The sequence below is a fragment of the Symmachiella macrocystis genome, assembly GCF_007860075.1.
Lineage (GTDB): Bacteria > Planctomycetota > Planctomycetia > Planctomycetales > Planctomycetaceae > Symmachiella > Symmachiella macrocystis.
Map to the genome: position 1 here is coordinate 53,289 of NZ_SJPP01000006.1, position 18,824 is coordinate 72,112.

The window sequence follows — 18,824 nt, forward strand, 5'->3', positions numbered from 1 at the left end:
TATCTTCAATATCTTCTCCGCGCTGGCTCAGTTTGAGCGGCGGCTGATTCAGGAGCGAACCAAGGCCGGACTGGCCGCCGCGCGAGCCCGTGGCCGCACCGGAGGACGACCGAAAATCTCCACCGGAAAAGCCAAGGTCTTGCTCGCCAAGAAGCTGTACGCGGACAAGAGTCTGGAAATCGATGCTATCTGTAAGACACTGCGGATATCGCGATCGACGTTCTACCGGTACGTGCGGCTGTGATGAGAGGCGTCATTTCCCGGTCGTTATCTCGGACAACGACATCGTTGACTCGCATTGATCGTATGCCGACGGAATGCCGGTTTTCGGACGATGCATTTGTCCATGCGAGATGAGAGCCGGGCCTCGTTGGAAGTCGACGCTTGCATTATCTCAAAATGGACTTCGTTTCAGTCCGAATTGGAATCCCATTCGTCGGCGTCTATAATAACAGTGAGTTTTTCGTCATTCCTTGAATTGAATCCCTTCAGACCGTGAGAATACAACAATGAAGAATCATCCAAATTCAGTCGATCGACGAGAGTTTCTGAAATATTCTGCCGGTGCCGTCGCAGCGACTACTGTCTCATTAAGCAGTGGAAGTCAGGCAGCCGACGCAAAGGAGAAGAGAGCCGTGTCCGAACGCAATCCGATCATGGTGAATCACGAATGGGGCACGCTCAAGGAAGTCGTTTGTGGTATCCCCAACGTCCGTATTCCCAGCAAACTTCCCGATGCAGTCTACAATTACGCCCCTTCCGAGGGAATCAAGTTCTTCGAGGCAAACCTCGGAAAGACTTTAAAAGAAGCGGATCCAAAAACGTATGGAAAGGTCGTCAAACAGATGGACGCCACCATCGCGATTTTGGAGAAACGCGGTGTCAAGGTGCATCGACCGGAGGCAGCGACCGAAGATGAAAGTGCTTACCTTTCCGAGATCTTCCCACCAAGTGTGATTCAATTCTACCCGCGTGATCCGATGGTTGTGATTGGGAACAAGTTTATTGAAACGGAGTTGTTCTTCCCACTACGGCGTCGCGAGCGTTTTGGACAGCGGCGTGCACTTGCCGGTCGTCTCGCCAACAGCAACGCCCAGATGGTGTCGATGCCTCCCGCCGTGCCCACATCTGAACAGAAGGATGGCAGCTGGGGCCCAGGACCATTCCTTGAAGGAGGCGATGTTTTCCTTCTCGGTAAAGACATCTATGTCGGCGTTTCGGGTAACGCAAGTAACGCTGCCGGAGTTCAGTGGCTCGCCCAATTTCTGGGTAGCGACTACAACGTGCACGAGGTCAAGCTCGCCAAGAAGTTTCTGCATTTGGACTGTTGTCTGGCTACACCTCGTGAAGGCCTGGCGATCATTTGCAAAGAAGCGTTTGTTGGCGGCTTACCCGATTTCCTCAAGGATTGGGAGTTGATCGAGTTGCCCTATGTCGAAGCGAAAGAAATGCTCGGTTGCAACGGCTTGGTCTTGGATAGCAAGACGATTATCATCCATACCGATCTTCCTCACCTCGGCAAAGCGTTACGAAAGGCTGGCCAGGAAGTGATCGAAACTCCCTTCGACGCCGTCTACCAATACGCCGGTGCGTTCCGTTGCTGGCATCATCCCTTGGTGAGAGAGAGTACGCTGTAAATACAAGCGAATTATTTCGGTTGTTATTCGTTTGCAACACATGTGCGGTTAATCGTCAACGTAAGTCTTTGATCGTCTGCAATCATGTCGAATAGGATTGGATTCGCCTTTCCATTCCATTGGCTGCTACTCGATTTTCAGAAGTAGAATCGAAACGACATAAGATACTCCATCGCACTACTATCGGAACTAGGAGCGATATAATTCGTCTTCTGCCGTGCCACTTCAAACCGTGATTCCCAATGTTCGCTGATTTTCCAAATGGCATTGGTCCAATAGGTTTCGTTGCGAGACCGTTGATTTTGTCCCAGGTGAGTATTACGAGGATCGTCTACTCCATAACCAACAGATACAGTCAGCGACGGTGTCGTATGGTAAAAGAACTCACCGAATCCCCCTACCGTATAGATAGGCTCGTCTGTCAAGGGATTGAGGCTTTGGCCAATTCCTGCGTTGTAAGTGCCGATGGCATTTCCGACAAATGCCTCTCCCTGAAATCCGAAATCACCGAGTTCGAGGTGTAGCTCCGGGATAACAGCCCAACTGGTAGAGACATTCGATTCAGCATTCCGCATAAAGTCGACGGCCCGTGTTTCGCCAATGACTCCGCCGATAGCTAGCATGACCGGTCGATTGCCTTCACTTTCCGGTCCTAATGACAATTCCCAACGGGTTTCCACATTGGGCCAACCGTTATCTGATCCAGCGACTTGAGGTAATGCAATGAAGTCAAGCACGACTTGTTGCGTCAAACCAAAATAAATAGAGGTCCGGGCAAATTCACTAAACGAATCGTATCGTTCCAGACGGAAGCCGGGTCGGACTTGTCCCATGTTTCCCGACATCTTGTGCGACGTCCAAGCAGGTGAATTCGTATTTTGCCGCCCAACCGCATCCGCATCTTGCCCGGCCCAGATTCGCCAATCATCGTTTTCGAGTTCAGCATAACCAAAAATGAGAAAGGCTCCTGGGTTATTTTGAATAGGGCGATCACCAAAAAAATTGAAAGCAACTGTTGCGCTACTCTTTAAATCTCCCAGGTCCGGTCCGGTGATCAATGCTCCCAAAGTCGTCTGCTGACCGGTGATTGTGAATCTGGAATCGGGAGTTTCCGACGGGACGGCAGGCAGCAGAAAAAGCGGACCTCCCAATAGCGTGTACGCTTTTTGGCTGAAGATCATGTCCGCTGCCACGTATCCGAACGGCACGACGCGAATCGGCCCCTTGTTCCATGAAAGCCGGTCTTTGCAAGCTGACGAGATTTGATCAACCCAGCTGCAGTTTGCATCCTCACCACAACTGCAAACAGCGTCGCCACAAGAGTCACAATAGCCGGCTTGGCTAACGACCGTGATCGTTGCGTCGTTTGGCGGAATGGCCTCGTTCCTCAGCAGTTGGTTTTCGGCTTCAAGCGTTTCCAACCGTTCGGAAAGATCGCGAAACTCATCCCATCCTGGAGCAGAAGAATCTTTCGCCTGCTGATGGAGACGAACAACCTGAGCATGCGCGACCCCGGTGAACAAGATGACGGTTAGCGCCATCATCATTAGGCTTTTGAGCCGATCCATGATTCAGTTGCCATATCTGGTGCGACTATATGCTTGCGCACAACATCCCCTTGAATCATGGATCGACATTTCTATTGTCAAACATTACCGATTATTCCAATTTCATAGACTGGGCAGGAATTGCCGAATAACATTGGGAATTCGGCACAGCTCGTTGCCGACAGGATCAGTGCCCGCTTCGGCGGTCACGCGTGTGTATTCCGCCATCTGCGAATTCAAAATGCCATCAGCCCGTCGCGCCGGTGGTAGATGGTATTGTTCGCGAACGCGGGTCTGAGTAACTTGTTTGTTCCGGTAGAGCGGACCCAACCAACACATTTCGGACCGATTGAGCGGAACCAACACCCGTTAACCCAAACAAAGAGAGTCTCTGCTCAAACCGAGAGCTTTGGGGTTTGGGGGTGCCAAAACCAGCATCGCCGGGCGTCTGGGAAGTCTCTTTGCGAAAGACGCACGCCGATGGGGAGACTCCACCCGTGACGCAACACGTTGCGGAGGCTGGCGATATTGCGACGAAATCGCCATTGTCTCTCGACAAGCGCAAGAGAAAACCCCGGGGTCGCGAATTTCGCTACTCCGGGGTTCAAGTGGCGGGGGCCAGATTCGGATCTGTGACTGCCGGGTTATGGGGCTTAAGGTTTACCTCCTTAGTCTCATACGGTCTTGGAGGTGGGCGAGGATTACGTGGTGGGCGGGACATTGCCGGTGTGAAGGATGTCGTTGTGCCTGTGCACTCGCTGAAGTCGGTAGAAAAGGTGCGGGTGAAAGTGGAGTTAGATTCCGAAATTACGCCAATGTCACATCGCAACAGATTTTGCGGCTAGCTCACTCACTCTCGACAGCAAATGTAAAACTGGGCGTGATCACGTCCCTCCGCAGAAGCTTGATGGAATGATACTCGTCGAATTCCAGAAAGGAAGCAGTGCATCTATTCAATGGCCTGGTTTGTGGCGGTAAGATATTGATCAGGCAATAAGGGTTTTTCACTCAATCTTTTTCGAGATTCATTTTCGACCATGAACGAAATCCGCCATCGTGTAGGCATAAAGGCACGCATTGAAGACATTTACGAGGCCACTTACAAACCTCAAAAGCTGCAATCATGGTGGGCGACATCTGCCAGCGGCTCGGATTCTGTTGGTTCATTGATCAAATTGATGTTTCCGGGATACCTGGACCATGAATGGGAGATAGTTGAGCTAGCGGAGAACGAGCGTGTTCACCTCAGATTGCACTCTGGACCCGATCCATGGCTTGGTTCGGAGCTTCGATTCGAGTTCCTCGCAACCACCGATCAAGTATTTGTCACTCTCACACACATTACCGTCGCTGAGACACCCGCCGAAGCATATCAGTATTTCTGCACGAAGTGGCCCACCTTTCTTGTCAGCCTCAAACAATATCTGGAATCAGGTCAAGGCATGCCGTTTCCAAACGACATCAAGATTCAGCACTGACTACCAAGTGGCGCTTCCTGATACTAATTCAGCAGCCTGAAGACGGTGTTGTGGTTTCTCACGGCTGAACGAATTTTGTACACAGCCGCATCGACAGCGAGGCGACTTCGAACAGTGCATTTGGTTGATGAGGCTTGCCCATGGGAAATACAGATAGCGCGCTGCGGCGAACAATTCAAGAGTTGTTTTCAACAAAGCAAATGTGTAACTATCAAACCTTGCCCTTGGCGTGGACGCCGAAGTGTGATATTGCCACACATTGCCCCTTCAAGGAGAAGAATAAGTGCCCCAACTCAAGGAAAGCGAACTGGAAGTCCTACGAATTCTCTGGGAACAGGGGCCGCAAAAGCCAGCGGAGATTCAAGAACAGTTCGCATGGATCATCGAAAACGGGACATTGCGATCAGTGCTAAGAGGGCTGGTCGAGAGTGGCCATGCCACGCGGGAAAAACAAGGCAAGGCCTACTTCTACCGCGCCTCGGCATCGAAGCGAAATATGCTTTCAAAAATGTTTCGCCGGATGGCCGACGTTTTCACTGGCGGTTCTCCGGCCGAACTGATCACGCAACTCGTCCAAGCCGAAAAGCTCTCTCCGGACGAAATTGAACAACTCCGGCAAATCGCGCAGGATGAACCCAAGAGGCCCAAGAAAAAGCAGAGAAAGTAATCATGACGGCATGGATCGAGGCTTTCGCAGAACTGCCAATGATAATTTATGTGCTTGGGAAACTGACGGTGTTGCTCGGCGCCGTCTGGGTGATTCACTTTGCACTTGTGCGTCGGAATCCCCGCTGGCGCGTTCTGCTTTGGCGGGGCCTAATGCTGGGCATGATTCTGTTGCCCGTGGTGGAGCTACTCTCACCAAGCTGGAACCTCTCGATAACGTCAACATCAGCGCCGACTCCCACAAGAATTGAGTCAACGGTAAGGCCCGAAACGTCCCAGCAGCCTTTCCCAGAACCAACAATGCCCAACGTCGCCGATGTCGACATCTCGGCGATCACCAAGTCGGGCCCGCCGTCCCAGTCCTTCGATAGGCTCAATTGGTTCACCTCCCAATTGATGACTTGTTTCATCGGATTCTGGGCAATCGTCACATTCATCCTTTCGGTACGACGCGTAGTCGGCAGCATCCTGGTCCGACGCACGATCGCCCGCGCGAATCCCATACCTGTGACGGTCCGATCGCTCTTTAATCGACTGGCCATCGATCTTGCTGGGCTTCAAAAAGTTGAAGTCAAGATTGCACCGGACGATTGCTCGCCCTATTTGGCTGGAGTCCTGCGGCCGGTTATCGTGATTCCGCGGAGGATGGCCGAATCATCCAGGCGTGATGAATTGCGGGCGGCGGCAGCGCACGAATTGGCACACCTTTTCCATCGTGATCATCTGTGGAGTCAGATGGCGGGCTGGCTGTCGATCCCGCTCTGGTTTCATCCGCTCGTGTGGAAGTTGGCGGCGGCACATGCGAACGCCTGCGAAACCGTCGCCGATGCCGTGGCCGCCGGTCACAGCGGCGGTCGCCAAGCCTATTCCCATACGCTCGCCCGCATCGCGCTGACGCACTTTGGATACGCGGCAAATCCGCAATACGTCCCCATGTTTCGCACGTCCAAGATTACGCGTCGATTGCGCAGTCTTCACTCAGGCTTGAACGCTGGCCAGTTAACACGCTTTCGGATCAGATCGACGATTGTCATCGGTATCTTAGTTTTATGGGGATTGGGAAGCATGCGGGTAGTTGTCGGCGAGCCTCCGAATCCGAAACCCAATGACGACGTCAAGCGCGACGTCGGCTCACCAGCGACTCCGCCTAAGCCGCAAGTGATCAAGTTGCACGATTTAATTCATGAGAACGAACGGGCTGAGGCGATTGCATTTAATCCGACGGGCGAATTATTGGTTACCGGTGGATGGGAATCGAAGGAACCCGAAGATTTCGACGATTGGGAAAACGGATTGACACCCGGATGCATGAGGCTTTGGGATGTGAAGACCGGTCGAGAATTAGGGCGTTACGATGGCGATTTTGGCGCGATTTTAGGCGTGGCCTTTTCGCCGAATGGCCGATTGATCGCCACGGCCGGTCGCATGGCGGATAAACCGAAGATCGGGTCGGTGAAATTGTGGGATGTGAATACGAAGCGGATAAAGGCGTCCCTGCTGGGACATGCCAATTGGGTGTTGTCGACCGCCTTTTCACCCGACGGCACGTTATTGGCTAGTGGTGGATTTGGTGGCGATGTCAAGATTTGGGACGTCGCTGCAGAAAAACTAATCCAGACGCTGCCGAGATTCGCTGGCACAGCCGAAGCGGTGACATTCAGTCCCGATGGAAAACTCTTAGCAATTGGGCTTCGTAACGGCATCGTCAATCTATGCAATGTCGGGTCGTGGGAAGTGGTGGCTACGCTTGATGGATCGACTCCAATTGAAGACGAATATGACTCGTATTATCTCAGAGATACCCAATTTTCGCCTGACGGTCGAGCGATCGTCACTGCTGGTCACTTGTACAATAAGGGCAAGGGTCGCAACGACCGGCCGGGACGTGTCCGTATTTGGGACGTTGCAAAGCGAGACCTCACAATGGAGCTGTCAACAGGACGACTGCAGAGTTCTGCCGCGTTTTCGCATCGCGGTCAGTATGTGGCGGTTGGCAGCATGTCGCGGCTGGACGTCTGGAACGCACAATCTGGCAAGCAGTTTTACGGTGAAAATCAGCAAACTGGTTCATCCTCAACGGCGATGAGCTTTTCACCCGTTGATTCCATTTTCGCCTATGCAGACGGTGTGCGGAGGGTCCGTATATTTCGTGTCATCGAGGAATGATCGAGTCGCAGTCGTTGAAGTGACAAAGGACGCGTGGTCCCAAAATAATGACGGACGAAAGTTGAACGACGAAATGAAGTTCGGCGAAAAAACGTTGGGAAGAACTGTTGCCGGAAGTGACCGTTACCAGGAGGCAAAATCACTTCAATCCGCCTGTTTTTCCGGACGCTGAGCGCATGCATCACATGCAAGGTCGATTAGAAGATTCACGCTCTGCGCGTTCGTACCATTGAATCAACCCGCCGAGTCGTTCGCGGCGAACGATGTCATCGAGTACGGTCGTATTCTTCTCGGGTGGCGAAGCAGTGCACAAGTGAACTGCCGGATCAGTTCGTTACGGGTGCATCGTGTGAGCAGAAAGAGCAGCGGCTGGAAAACGCGTCCCATCCTGGTAGAATCCCTTCAGATTCAGCGGTTTCCTGGGGGTGTTCAAAACTATTGATACACCGCTGAGACGCTCGCCGCACGCGGTTGACGGGCCAAAATTGACCCTCCCGACGCATTGACCATCGCTGGTCCGCAGATTCCGCCCAGATTGCCGCCGTGAATTTGCGCGCGGGCTGTTAACCCGCTGCAAAAAAGTTCGAAGAGGGTTGGTTACGTTTCGAGCCACCGTGACGGACTCGATCTTTTGTAAACCCTTGCTACTACTGGGTTTCAAAAAACAGACCCAAAGAGCATGGTTACGAAGAGGGTTTGGCACGGGGAGGCGTTTCGCGTTTCTAACCTTTGTTTGCAGAGGTTTGCCACGCTATTGTTGCCCAGAGAAAACTCTCTGTTCCTAACGAGAGCAACTGGGGTCCGAAAGGAACCCGTAAGGTTCCTCCCGCACCCCGGATTTTCGGGCCAAAACTCTCGGACTCTCGAATTAACAGGGGCTTGGAGTTAACAACCTGGTCCCTTTCGGGGGCTGGTTTTGTCACTGCGAACCGACATAGGATATGTGTGACTTTGGCAATGGTGGTCATTTCTCGGTCGTTAAATCGCACGATTCTGCGTGGGAATCCGTGTTTCCGCACATCGCAGTGAAAAATCACATCGGTTGGTGGCGGGGCGCGTTTGATTGGCTGACAACCGACAGTGGCTATTAAGTGGAAATGGGTTCGTAAGTGGAAATGGGTTCGGGGCATCTTTGCCATGCCAGATCCAGGGCGCATTGTCGGGCGGGTTCCGAGATCATGGTGTCCCCCTTGAGCATCTCGCCCACGTTTTTTAGTGCCAAGTCTCGGGAAAACAGCGACTTGATCAATTCGGCAGCGGCGAGCTCAGTTCGCAGGTCGGTCGTTCGTGGACGCGCACCGCAAACCGAATCTAGGCAAGGATACCTGTGTCTTTATTCAATCTCCTGATCACTTCGGAATTCCGAAGGTGTATAGCCGGACATCCGTTTGAAGGCACGGACAAAGTTTGCTGGGGCTGAATAGCCGAGTTCGACGGAAATCTCACTGACGGATGTGCAGGAACCCAACAGCATTTCAGATGCTCGATCAAATCGAATGCGGTCAAGAAGTTCTCGGTAGGTGGTCCCACCGTCAAACAGGCGCCGCTTAAGCGTCCTGACATTTACTCCGGTGATTTCCGAGGCCAATTCGAGCGAAGGCGGATGTGAGTATCCAAATCGCGACTCGATGAGCCGGTGGAGCGATCTAACGAAGCTCGTCGACTGATCGACTTCCTCGTGACTCGCCTGCTGTACTTTTGACCGCCACGAGCCAATGGTTTTGCGGCTGAGAAATTTCGCCGGGAACGCGATGGCGTTTTCAGTGCATTCGAATGCAGCTTGGCAGTCTTCGAAACCCTGCACCTTGTTTAGGGAACGAGCCTGCTTGGCTTGCAACCGGATTCGCTGTGGGCGGTATTTTTTGTCGGCAACCGATCGCAGTAGCCCGGCCAAGATCATCACCGACGCGTGCTGGCCGATAGCGCGACCTTCGCTAGGGACATCGTCAAGAATGCGGTTACACAGCCACGCTTCATTGCCGTTGTGCTCTATCCAGAACTGGTTGCCTTCAAACGCACGGGCAGCGAGACGCGAAAAAGTGCCCAGAGCATCGCTCACAGTTCCAGTCGTGCGAATAGCGTGTCCCATGGAACCGAGATCGTCGAGTTGGAAATCCATAAAAGCAGCGAAGCCGATTTCATCACATCGCTCCCGGTGAACCACGTCCGCAAGGAAGCTATAAACTTGTCGCTTACTGATCCAGCCACCGGATTCAATGACTTCGCCAGGTATATGATTCAGATCCAAATAACGTTCAGTGATCGCACCGTTCTGATCAAGCCAAGAGACAACGGGTTTGAGAATACTTGCGTCAATGAGTGGAAGGGTTTTCGGCATAAGACGCGACTCGGAAAGTGGCCCCAAATGATAATGGCGAAGTGACTTACTCAAGTGTAACATATTGAGTCGATGTCTCTCACACCACCCTTGCCGTTCCATCTAAAGACTGAATCAAATCGGGAAACGGTTATGGAACCACTAAAGGGGGTGCTTTGAAATAATATCACGACCACGTTTGGAATGAAGGAAGACTGGGGAACAATTGATTGACCGCCGTGCTTGGCATACACGGTCGTTTGCTGCGGCGATCCGGTTCGCGTCCATCGAATCTAACGGGCAGTCGCCAACATTATTCTGCCTGTTCTACGACCTGAGGGGAGATTGAAATGCGAGGTTTTGTGTTCCAGACGTTATTTCGGTTGATCTGCCTAACGATTGCATTGACGAACTATTCGCCTGCCATCGGGCAAGAAGCGTCTGATTCCCCACCGCAGGCGAGAACCTCTTCCAGCGCGAAAATCCCAGTGGACCATCTCCAGGTAATCTTGCGTCCTCTGACAAAAGAGGAACTGGAGGTTGAGTTGCAAGGCTGGCTCGGCGTGTTGCGTGCGAAGATCACCGAAGTCGGCGAAACCGAAATAAAACTCAAGACCTTGGCGGAAAACGAATCGGATGAGCAGTTGGCCGACCAATTGATCACTTTGCGTACCGAAGAGACGGCACTGGCCGAACGCGCTCGGATTGTACTCGACGCCCTCAAAACAAAAGGAGGTGATGTTCAATCCGAGCAGCAATTCATCATCGCCGTGTCGGACATCAGCGAGACAACCGATGCGACCACGTATCGGGCGGCAGTCGTCGCCGAGGTCACCAACTGGATCGGACGAGACGATGGTGGCAAACTTTGGGCAAAGCGAATCTTAGTCGCTATGATCATTCTGCTCGTTTCCTGGCTGATTTCGAAGATTGCAGGACGAGTGACCGCTAGAGCACTAGCACACCATCCTCGGGCATCAAGTCTTTTAGAAAACTTTGCCCGCCGGACTACGGGTGGAGTCGTGTTCGTTGTCGGGGTTCTCATGGCTTTCAGTGTGCTTGGCGTGGAAATCGGGCCGATGATGGCAGCTTTGGGTGCTGGGGGATTCATTGTCGGTTTCGCACTGCAGGAGACCCTCGGCAGCTTTGCCAGTGGTCTCATGATTATGGTCTACCGACCATTCGATGTCGATGATTACGTTTCCGTTGCCGGCGTCGAAGGAACCGTCAAAGAGATGAGTCTTGTTTCAACTACATTGCTTTCGCTCGACAACAAGGTTGTGGTTATCCCTAACACAAAGGCTTGGGGGGACACGATTATCAACTTCACGGGTAAGGATATACGGCGGGTCGACCTTGTGTTCGGAATCGGCTATGGCGACGACATCCAGCACGCCAGTGATGTCTTGAATGAAATCGCCGGTGGACACCCATTGGTCCTCAAAGATCCTGCCATCACGGTTCACGTCGACTCCTTGGCGGATTCATGCGTGAATCTATTCTGCCGCCCCTGGGTTAAGACAGCTGACTATTGGACCGTTCATTGGGATCTCACACGTCAAGTCAAAGAGGCATTTGACGGCGAAGGGATCAGCATTCCCTACCCGCAGCGCGATGTGCACATGCTTTCGGAAGCGTCACCGAATTTATCGTCGGAATAACAAGAATAAGGTTTTGAATGCGATCAGACAATTCCTGCTTTTCAATATTTCAAGAAGGGAGAGAATGACAATGGCAAGGTTACGATTTGCTGGATTGGTAATCCTAGTCCTCGTACTGGTTGCTCCCGATCTGATGGCTCAGAGAAGACGAGGAGGAGCCATCCGTGGCGGAATTAGAGGGGCCATGGTGGGAGGTCTCGTGGGAGGCCATTCGGGTGCAAGACGAGCCGCCCGCGCTGGCGCTGTAGTTGGTGGTGCGAGACGGGTCGCCCGCAGGGTTGACCGACGGGCCATGTATACGGAATCCCGATCCCGGACGCAGTACCAATCAACCACTCGGTACCAATCGTCTCGCCGCTCCAATTTCTATCAATCCCGGCCAAACGTGATCGTGACTCGTAATGTCAGGGTTCGCCGTTAGTCCGAAAGGCAACAAACAATGAAACGCATTCTCGGATTACTCACAGTTTTAGTTATTCTTGCCGCCACGGTCCAAGCCCACGACATCGTCCTGCGCAAGGAAGGCAAGGCGGTACTCGGAATCAGTTATCCCTCCGATTGGCAGCAAACCTTAGGAGAGAACCATGTCGTCGCCGTGAGCTCCGATGGCCAAGCTTGGTCGGTGATCAGCACCCTGGATGGCATCAAAGACAAGCAGGTGGGAGTCGCGAAGATCAAGGAAGGGCTTGAAGACTACCTCAAAGACATCAAATACGACGAATTGACTGAAACCGAGTCAGGTTCACTCATTGTTTCCGGAGTCGGAAAAGGCAAAAAAACCGACGTCGATGTTGTGTTCACTGCGGGAGTATTCAACTCCGGCAAAGACCAACTCTCTGGAATCGTATTTATCATCGATGCGGGTATCGAGAAATATTACGAGAAAACCGTCCTGGCGATCTGCAAGTCGGTTCTGGTCGAAGAGGATTTTGCGGTTGAAGAGCAGGAGGTCGAAGAGAAAAAATGAACTTGGACGGGCGATCTGTCGTGCCGGCGCTCACAGCGGAATACGACATCGACTTTAATTCGCAACAGGAAGGGAAAAGCGATACCCGAATCACCTATGCAGTGATCACTTCCCGAAGCCATCATCCAGGCAGCGTCAATGTACTGCTGATGTATGGTTCAGCGCGGTCGGTCGCAGAAAGGATCGACTTAAATGTGTGGCGAAGTTTGGGTACCTGTCACGGTGACGAAGTGACAGGAGAATTCAGCGATGTGAGAAGAACCATCGCTATTTGAATACCTTGAGTGCAAAAGGAACTGACATGCAATTTCAAGATTCGAGACGTATCGTTGCCGCCTTGGCAGTGATCGTGATGGCGGGTTGTGTCGAGCAGCCGCCGAAGGCTGGCGCAGTCCAGCCACCTCCAGAGGCCACCGCAACGAACGCGGAGCCTGCGCAGCAGGCTGAGACCGCTGTCAGCGATCCGGAAGCAGCGCCTACGGATGAAGAACCTGCCCTTCCTATCGTCAAAGACGAATTTCAGCAGTCGATTCAGGCGCTCGAGTGGCGCAACATCGGCCCGTTTAACGGCGGCCGCGGAACCTCGGTGGTCGGTCATCCGACCGATCGCAACGTCTTTTACTTTGGCCATTCCTCTGGAGGACTTTGGAAGACGGAAGACGCCGGCGCCTACTGGATTCCCGTAGGCGACGGGCAATTCCGCTATGCCTCGGTCGGCGCTATTGCGCTGCACGAAAAGAACCCGGACATCATGTACGTTGGATTAGGCGAACCGCAGATGCGGCAGAGCGTCTCGTGGGGTGACGGGATGTACAAGACAACCGACGGCGGCGAGACCTGGACGCACCTCGGGCTGGAAGAGGCACGGCAGATCTCCAAGGTCATCATTCATCCGGACGACCCGAACCGTGTTTACGTCGCATCCATGGGCCACACGTGGGGAGAAAGCCCCGAGCGAGGTGTCTTCCGTACCAAAGACGGCGGTAAGACTTGGGACAAGGTCCTATTCAAAAGCGACAAGACCGGTGCGATCGACATGGCGATGAGCCCGGAGAACCCGAACATCTTATTCGCTGCCCTGTGGGAGTTCGAGCGTAAGGCTTGGGGTGCCAAGACCGCCGGACCGGAGGGTGGCCTGTGGAAGTCGACCGACGGCGGCGATACATGGCAGGAAATCACCCGCAATCAGGGCTTGCCGGACGGCATGTGGGGACGCGTGGGGCTGGATATGTCCGCCGCGGATCCCAATCGGGTTTACGCGCTGATCGACAACGAGACCAAGCAGGGCCTTTACCGCTCGGATGACTTGGGCGAGACGTGGCGTTTCGTCTCCGACGACGCCAACATCACCGCCCGGCCTTTTTACTTTTACCACTTGCATGCCGACCCCAGTAACGCCGACAACCTTTGGGTCCCCGGCAACAAACTCTGGCGCTCGATGGACGCTGGGAAAACCTGGGTTCTCGAGCCCGGCATCAAGGACGACTTCCAGGACTGCTGGATCGATCCCAAGGACCCGGACCGTATGATCGTGACCTGCGACGGCGGCACCCAGGTCACTCTGACCGGTGGCAAGACTTGGTCGTCCTTCGCCAATCAGAGCGGCGTGCAGTTTTATCGTGTGGATACCGATGACCAATTTCCCTACCGGGTTTACGGAAACGCCCAGGACCTTCTCGTGTACAGTGTCCCAAGTTCATCCCGCTGGGGCGGCATCCCGCTGCACATGACCGACTCTATCAGCAGCGGCGAGACTGGACGGGCTGTCCCAAAACCCGGGGACCCCAACATTGTTTACAGTCTTGCCACCGGCGCTACCTATGGCGGTGCAACCCATTTCACGGTTAACAACGTGAAGACCGGGCAAACCGAACCGCGTTCGGTCTGGCCTGAGATTCTGTTCGGCACCCCCGCCTCGGAATTCAAGTACCGCTTCAACTGGCAAGCACCGTTCCTCGTTTCGCCGCACGACCCCAAAACAATTTACATGGCGGGTAACGTGGTGTTTCGAACCCGCGACGAAGGCATGACCTGGGAGAAGATCAGCGACGACCTGACACACAACATGGAGGACAAGATGAAGGTCGCGGGCGCACCTTGGCTACCGGAATACTTCGGCCAGGAGACCTTCTCCACCATTCACCGCCTCGTCGAGTCGCCCCATGAAAAAGGTGTTCTCTGGGCGGGCAGTGATGACGGGCTGGTTCACCTGACCCGCGATGGCGGCAAGACGTGGAACAACGTTACTCCGCCCGGCCTGCCGGAACTCTCCGGCATCTACGAGATTGAGGTCTCGCCGCACGACGCGGCCACCGTCTACATTGCCATTACCCGTTACCGCAAGGCGGACGACTACTCTCCGTATTTGCTGAAGACGGCGGACTACGGCAAGACCTGGAAACGCCTCGACAGCAATTTTTCGCAGGATGAGATCACCCGGACCATCCGCGAGGACACGGTGCGCAAAGGACTCCTGTTCGTCGGAACCGAGACGGGCATCTACACTTCGATTGACGACGGCAACCAGTGGCGTCGCCTCAACTTGAACATGCCATCGGTACCGGTGCACGACATCGAAGTCAAGAACGCCGACTTGGTTATTGCAACTCATGGCCGCGGTTTCTGGATTCTCGACGACATCAACCCGCTACGGCAGTACACTCCCGAGCTTGCCCGCAAGACCGCGCATCTGTTCAAGCCGGAGGATCACACCCGCTTCGGTTACAACTGGTGGATCGACTACGGCGGCGGGCCGCCTTCGGATGAAAAATATTTCTTCGTCAGAAACGCCGAGCCCGGCTATACGTTTTACGAACGCGGAACTGTCAACGGCGAACGGAAACGTGAATTTATCGACGCCGGTGAGGGGCGCCCGCTGGGTGTGATCATCGATTACCTTGTGAGCGATCAGGCGAAGGAGATCAGCCTCACGATCCTCGACGAGGATGGCAATGAGATCCGCACCTTCGGCAAGGACGATATTTCCACCGAAACCTTCGAGAATATCGCGGGGCGGGAATACGGCGGCAACGCTGATGCCATGCAGGCCACCGCTAGTGTCGGCAAGGGTCTGAACCGCTTCATCTGGGACATGCGCTACCCACCCGTTTCCCAGATCCCGGGTCGCCCGCCGGTCGTGATCAACCCAATTGCCAAACCCGGCACGTACCAGGTTCGATTGACCGTCGACGGGAAGTCGCAGACTCAATCTTTCGAACTGAAGGTCAACCCGAACGAAACCTACACGCGGGTCCAGACCGACGAGAAAGGGAAAGCCTGGATGGCTCTCTACGAGCAGTCGGAGAAGACCGTGCAGGCCATTTTGAAAGCTGCTGAGGCGAAGAAGAAGGCCGTTAAGGCTGCCAAGGCGGACCCAACTCTCAAGGACGCAGCGGACGAGGTTGCGAAGGTCGCTGACAAATTCGAAGCAAGCATGGTTTCCACGGGCACGACGCTGGTGCAGATCATCAGCGAGCCGACCAAGCCGCTCGCTTTCCTGACCTCTCTGCACAACCTACTCGAACACACCGAAGGGCCACCCAACAAACCGTGGTACCAGGTCTTCGAGAAATACTCCGGCGAAATCGACGTGAAGATTGCCGAGTTCGACAAGGAACTCGGCAAGGTGATGGCTCCTTTTGAGTAGTGTGGGCCGTTGAAGTTACGTGGAACGCATAACGGCGTCGCGCTGGTCGCGACGCCGTTGTCTTCTAAATGGGCAGCTATCACTTCTGTCCCTTTCCCGAAATTTTAATCCTCTGCTATGAAATCGCGTTACATTCCAATGGGCATTTGGTGACAAACTAAAATATGAAACTCTCTAAACTGAACCGTGACTTTCACCGCTGGGGATCGATTCTGATTGCGTTGCCGGTGGCAGTGATCATTGCCACCGGCGTGATTCTGCAATTGAAAAAGGAGTCCGCCTGGATTCAGCCGCCAACGCGGCAAGGTTCCAGCAACGAGCTTTCGCTTAGTTTCGACCAGATCCTTACAGCCACTCAAGGCGTTCCGGAAGCGGAAGTCGAAAGTTGGGACGATATTGACCGCCTGGATGTACGCCCCAGAAAGGGAATGCTCAAAGTGAGGTGCAAGAATGGATGGGAGGTTCAACTTGACGCAAAAAGCGGAATAGCCCTTCAAGTAGCCTACCGGCGGTCCGATCTGATTGAAAGCATTCACGACGGCAGCTTCTTCCACGACAGCTTCAAACTCTGGGTGTTCCTGCCCACGGCGTTGGTCCTTGGCACATTGTGGGGAACGGGCCTCTATCTATTCTTTTTGCCTTACTATGCCAAATGGAAAAAGCGGCGGAACATGACTCACGCCGACAAACAACTCACGTTATCGAAATCCACCATACTGGAGTGAGCATGACATCTACAATCCATTACGTCAAAACGATTGTTTGCTTCTCCGTGACCATCCTGTGTGGGATGGCTGGTCAAACAACAGCGCAGGAATCAAAATCTCAAGTTTCCCCACTCCCTGAAAAGTCCGAAGTGATGCAGCGAATCGCCTTCGGCTCTTGTGCAAAGCATTGGCAGTACCAGCCGATTTGGGAGACAGTGATCGCCCGAAAACCGGATCTGTTTCTGTTCCTCGGTGATGCCATCTACGCCGACAATGACGGCAAGACGGCTTGGGAAGTCACCAAGCAACAACTACAGGGTGAATGGAACCGGCTAGCGGACAAGCCTGAGTTTCAGCGTTTCCGCGCCACCGTTCCAATGATGGCAACCTGGGACAATCACGACTACGGGACTCACGACGGCGGTGCGGAATTCAAACTGAAAGAAGTCTCGAAGCGAATCTTCCTTGATTTTTTTAGCGAACCCCTTGGCTCCCCGCGTAGGCAGCGGGCTGGGATATTTGATGCGAAATTCTTTGGACCAGAAGGAAAACGGGTGCAGGTTATCTTGCTCGACACTCGCACTTTTCGAGGACCGTTCAAACTCGATGAGCGAAGTAAGGCAGAGCGGGCGAAGATCGGCAAAGTCGGCGGCTACGTGCCGCACGATGATCGATCGATTCCTATGCTTGGCGATGCTCAGTGGGTGTGGCTTGAACAGCAACTCCGGAAACCCGCAGACGTTCGATTGGTCTGTTCCAGCACTCAAATTGTTCCTGATCAGAAAGGCATGGATGAGTGGGGTTGCTACCCGCACGAGCGTCAACGGCTGTTTGATTTGATTGACAACACCAGAGCCAACGGTGTGATTTTGCTCAGCGGGAATGTGCACTTTGCGGAAGTTTCCAAAGTCGAAACCAAAGCTTATCCCCTCCTGGATTTCACATCCAGCGGCCTCACCCACATCAATGAAGCCTATGCTAAATCAGAGAACGAGTACCAGGTGGCCGGCCCGTTTACCAAACTGAATTTTGGGATTGTTGAGATTGATTGGGGAACAAAGTCCTTCGCACAAATTACGCTGAAGGCCATTGGTGATGATGGTACCGCTGGGTTCTCGCATCGCGTTTCACTTGGGGACCTGCAGCCATGAATTGTCTTCCAGTTTTTCATGCCAACGATACCCCACATGATTTAGAGAGAAACCTCCAGTTAATTCTGTCGCTTATTTCGCGTCTTAAATCTGCACGCTGGGATATCCTACTCTAAAAGCCCCATATTTAAATGGGGAGCCGTTAGGCGACCAGAATTCACCGCCCAGGAATCAACGGCGCTGGGGGGAGGCAGGTGTTACGATATTCCAATGAAACTCTACAAGAGCCGGCAGGCTTGTAATTTAGGGCCAGCTCATCTGAACCTGCATGAAGCGCGAAAGGTAGACATCGTGATATTCCGACATAGTTTGTATGGAATTATCAATTTTGCGGATAAGTTCGGTGTTTCGCTGGACGTTTATTTGCGCTGTACTGACGTTTGCCGCGCGGTCCAAAAACAATGGTGGACGGAAGTTGAACACCAAAAGGAGGTTCGCGAGAAAAACACGTGGAAGAACTGTTGTCGGAAGTGATCGTAACCAGCGGCTAAAATGATTTCAATCCGTTTGGTTTTCCGAACAAGCGCGCACAGAGAGAACAGAGGTGAACAGTAACGACAACGATAAAAGTCACGCAGCTCGTTCGTACCATTGAATAAGGCCGCCGAGTCGTTCGCGGCGAACGATCTGATCGAGGACGATCGTATTGTTCTCGGGTGGTGGATCATCGCATGTTGGAGGCAGATGTCCACAGGCGGAATGGGCACGATCATCGTTGTAGTAGCGGACGTATTCACGGACGCGGTAGTTCAGGTGCTGCTCGCCAAACATCAGGAAATTGTCCAAGCATTCCTGCTTGATGCTCTGGATGACCCGTTCGCAGCGCGAGTTGAGGTTCGGGCTCTGGACCGACAGGACCTTGACCTTCAGTCCTTCGGCTT

14 protein-coding genes are annotated in these 18,824 nt (G+C 53.5%); 11 read left to right on the top strand and 3 right to left on the bottom strand.

Features of this window, described 5'->3' with window-relative positions; all coding sequences use genetic code 11:
• Positions 1-22 precede the first annotated feature (22 nt).
• Together CA54_RS28990 and CA54_RS28995 are read left to right on the top strand one after the other, a co-directional pair.
• Positions 23-244: a helix-turn-helix domain-containing protein gene (locus tag CA54_RS28990; RefSeq protein ID WP_390817776.1), complete on the top strand. Its 222-nt coding sequence runs from the start codon at positions 23-25 to the stop codon at positions 242-244.
• 391 nt (positions 245-635) lie between these two features.
• The gene (locus CA54_RS28995) at positions 636-1,637 is read left to right on the top strand and encodes an arginine deiminase family protein (protein WP_197532973.1); all 1,002 of its coding nucleotides are present in this window, start codon (positions 636-638) and stop codon (positions 1,635-1,637) included.
• 137 nt (positions 1,638-1,774) lie between these two features.
• On the opposite strand, the gene CA54_RS29000 is transcribed toward CA54_RS28995, so the two are convergent.
• Positions 1,775-3,205: a hypothetical protein gene (locus CA54_RS29000; RefSeq protein ID WP_146374518.1), complete on the bottom strand. Its 1,431-nt coding sequence runs from the start codon at positions 3,203-3,205 to the stop codon at positions 1,775-1,777.
• Positions 3,206-4,221: 1,016 nt separating this feature from the next.
• On the opposite strand from CA54_RS29000, the gene CA54_RS29005 reads away from it, so the two are divergent.
• The 3 genes from CA54_RS29005 to CA54_RS29015 all read left to right on the top strand — a co-directional run bounded on the left by CA54_RS29005 (position 4,222) and on the right by CA54_RS29015 (position 7,494).
• Entirely contained in the window at positions 4,222-4,662 is a 441-nt protein-coding gene (locus CA54_RS29005) for an SRPBCC family protein (RefSeq protein WP_146374519.1), read from the top strand.
• Between the two features lie 283 nt (positions 4,663-4,945).
• Positions 4,946-5,329 carry a BlaI/MecI/CopY family transcriptional regulator gene (locus tag CA54_RS29010; RefSeq protein WP_146374520.1) on the top strand — a complete coding sequence of 128 codons (384 nt, stop codon included), beginning with the start codon at positions 4,946-4,948 and terminating at the stop codon, positions 5,327-5,329.
• A 38-nt stretch (positions 5,330-5,367) separates the two neighbouring features.
• The gene (locus tag CA54_RS29015) at positions 5,368-7,494 is read left to right on the top strand and encodes a M56 family metallopeptidase (protein ID WP_231963241.1); all 2,127 of its coding nucleotides are present in this window, start codon (positions 5,368-5,370) and stop codon (positions 7,492-7,494) included.
• 1,333 nt (positions 7,495-8,827) lie between these two features.
• On the opposite strand, the gene CA54_RS29020 is transcribed toward CA54_RS29015, so the two are convergent.
• Positions 8,828-9,934 carry an AraC family transcriptional regulator gene (locus CA54_RS29020; RefSeq protein WP_146374522.1) on the bottom strand — a complete coding sequence of 369 codons (1,107 nt, stop codon included), beginning with the start codon at positions 9,932-9,934 and terminating at the stop codon, positions 8,828-8,830.
• 227 nt (positions 9,935-10,161) lie between these two features.
• Between CA54_RS29020 and CA54_RS29025 the strand changes: the two genes are divergently transcribed.
• The 6 genes from CA54_RS29025 (at position 10,162) to CA54_RS29050 (ending at position 17,943) form a co-directional block, all read left to right on the top strand.
• Positions 10,162-11,472, top strand: coding sequence for a mechanosensitive ion channel family protein (locus CA54_RS29025; protein ID WP_146374523.1), 1,311 nt, complete (start codon positions 10,162-10,164; stop codon positions 11,470-11,472).
• Between the two features lie 439 nt (positions 11,473-11,911).
• Positions 11,912-12,439 carry a hypothetical protein gene (locus CA54_RS29030; RefSeq protein ID WP_146374524.1) on the top strand — a complete coding sequence of 176 codons (528 nt, stop codon included), beginning with the start codon at positions 11,912-11,914 and terminating at the stop codon, positions 12,437-12,439.
• Between the two features lie 20 nt (positions 12,440-12,459).
• Positions 12,460-12,714 carry a hypothetical protein gene (locus CA54_RS29035; protein ID WP_146374525.1) on the top strand — a complete coding sequence of 85 codons (255 nt, stop codon included), beginning with the start codon at positions 12,460-12,462 and terminating at the stop codon, positions 12,712-12,714.
• Positions 12,715-12,740: 26 nt separating this feature from the next.
• Complete coding sequence (locus CA54_RS29040; RefSeq protein WP_146374526.1) at positions 12,741-16,085, top strand: WD40/YVTN/BNR-like repeat-containing protein; 3,345 nt, start codon at positions 12,741-12,743, stop codon at positions 16,083-16,085.
• Positions 16,086-16,249: 164 nt separating this feature from the next.
• On the top strand, positions 16,250-16,810 hold the full coding sequence (locus tag CA54_RS29045; RefSeq protein ID WP_146374527.1) for a PepSY domain-containing protein: 561 nt from the start codon (positions 16,250-16,252) through the stop codon (positions 16,808-16,810).
• The gene (locus CA54_RS29050) at positions 16,738-17,943 is read left to right on the top strand and encodes an alkaline phosphatase D family protein (protein WP_146374528.1); all 1,206 of its coding nucleotides are present in this window, start codon (positions 16,738-16,740) and stop codon (positions 17,941-17,943) included. Before CA54_RS29045 ends, CA54_RS29050 begins: the two co-directional genes overlap by 73 nt.
• 570 nt (positions 17,944-18,513) lie before the next feature.
• Here the strand turns inward: CA54_RS29050 and CA54_RS29055 are convergent.
• Positions 18,514-18,824: integrase core domain-containing protein (locus tag CA54_RS29055; protein WP_146374529.1), on the bottom strand; the 311-nt coding region annotated here is incomplete at its 5' end.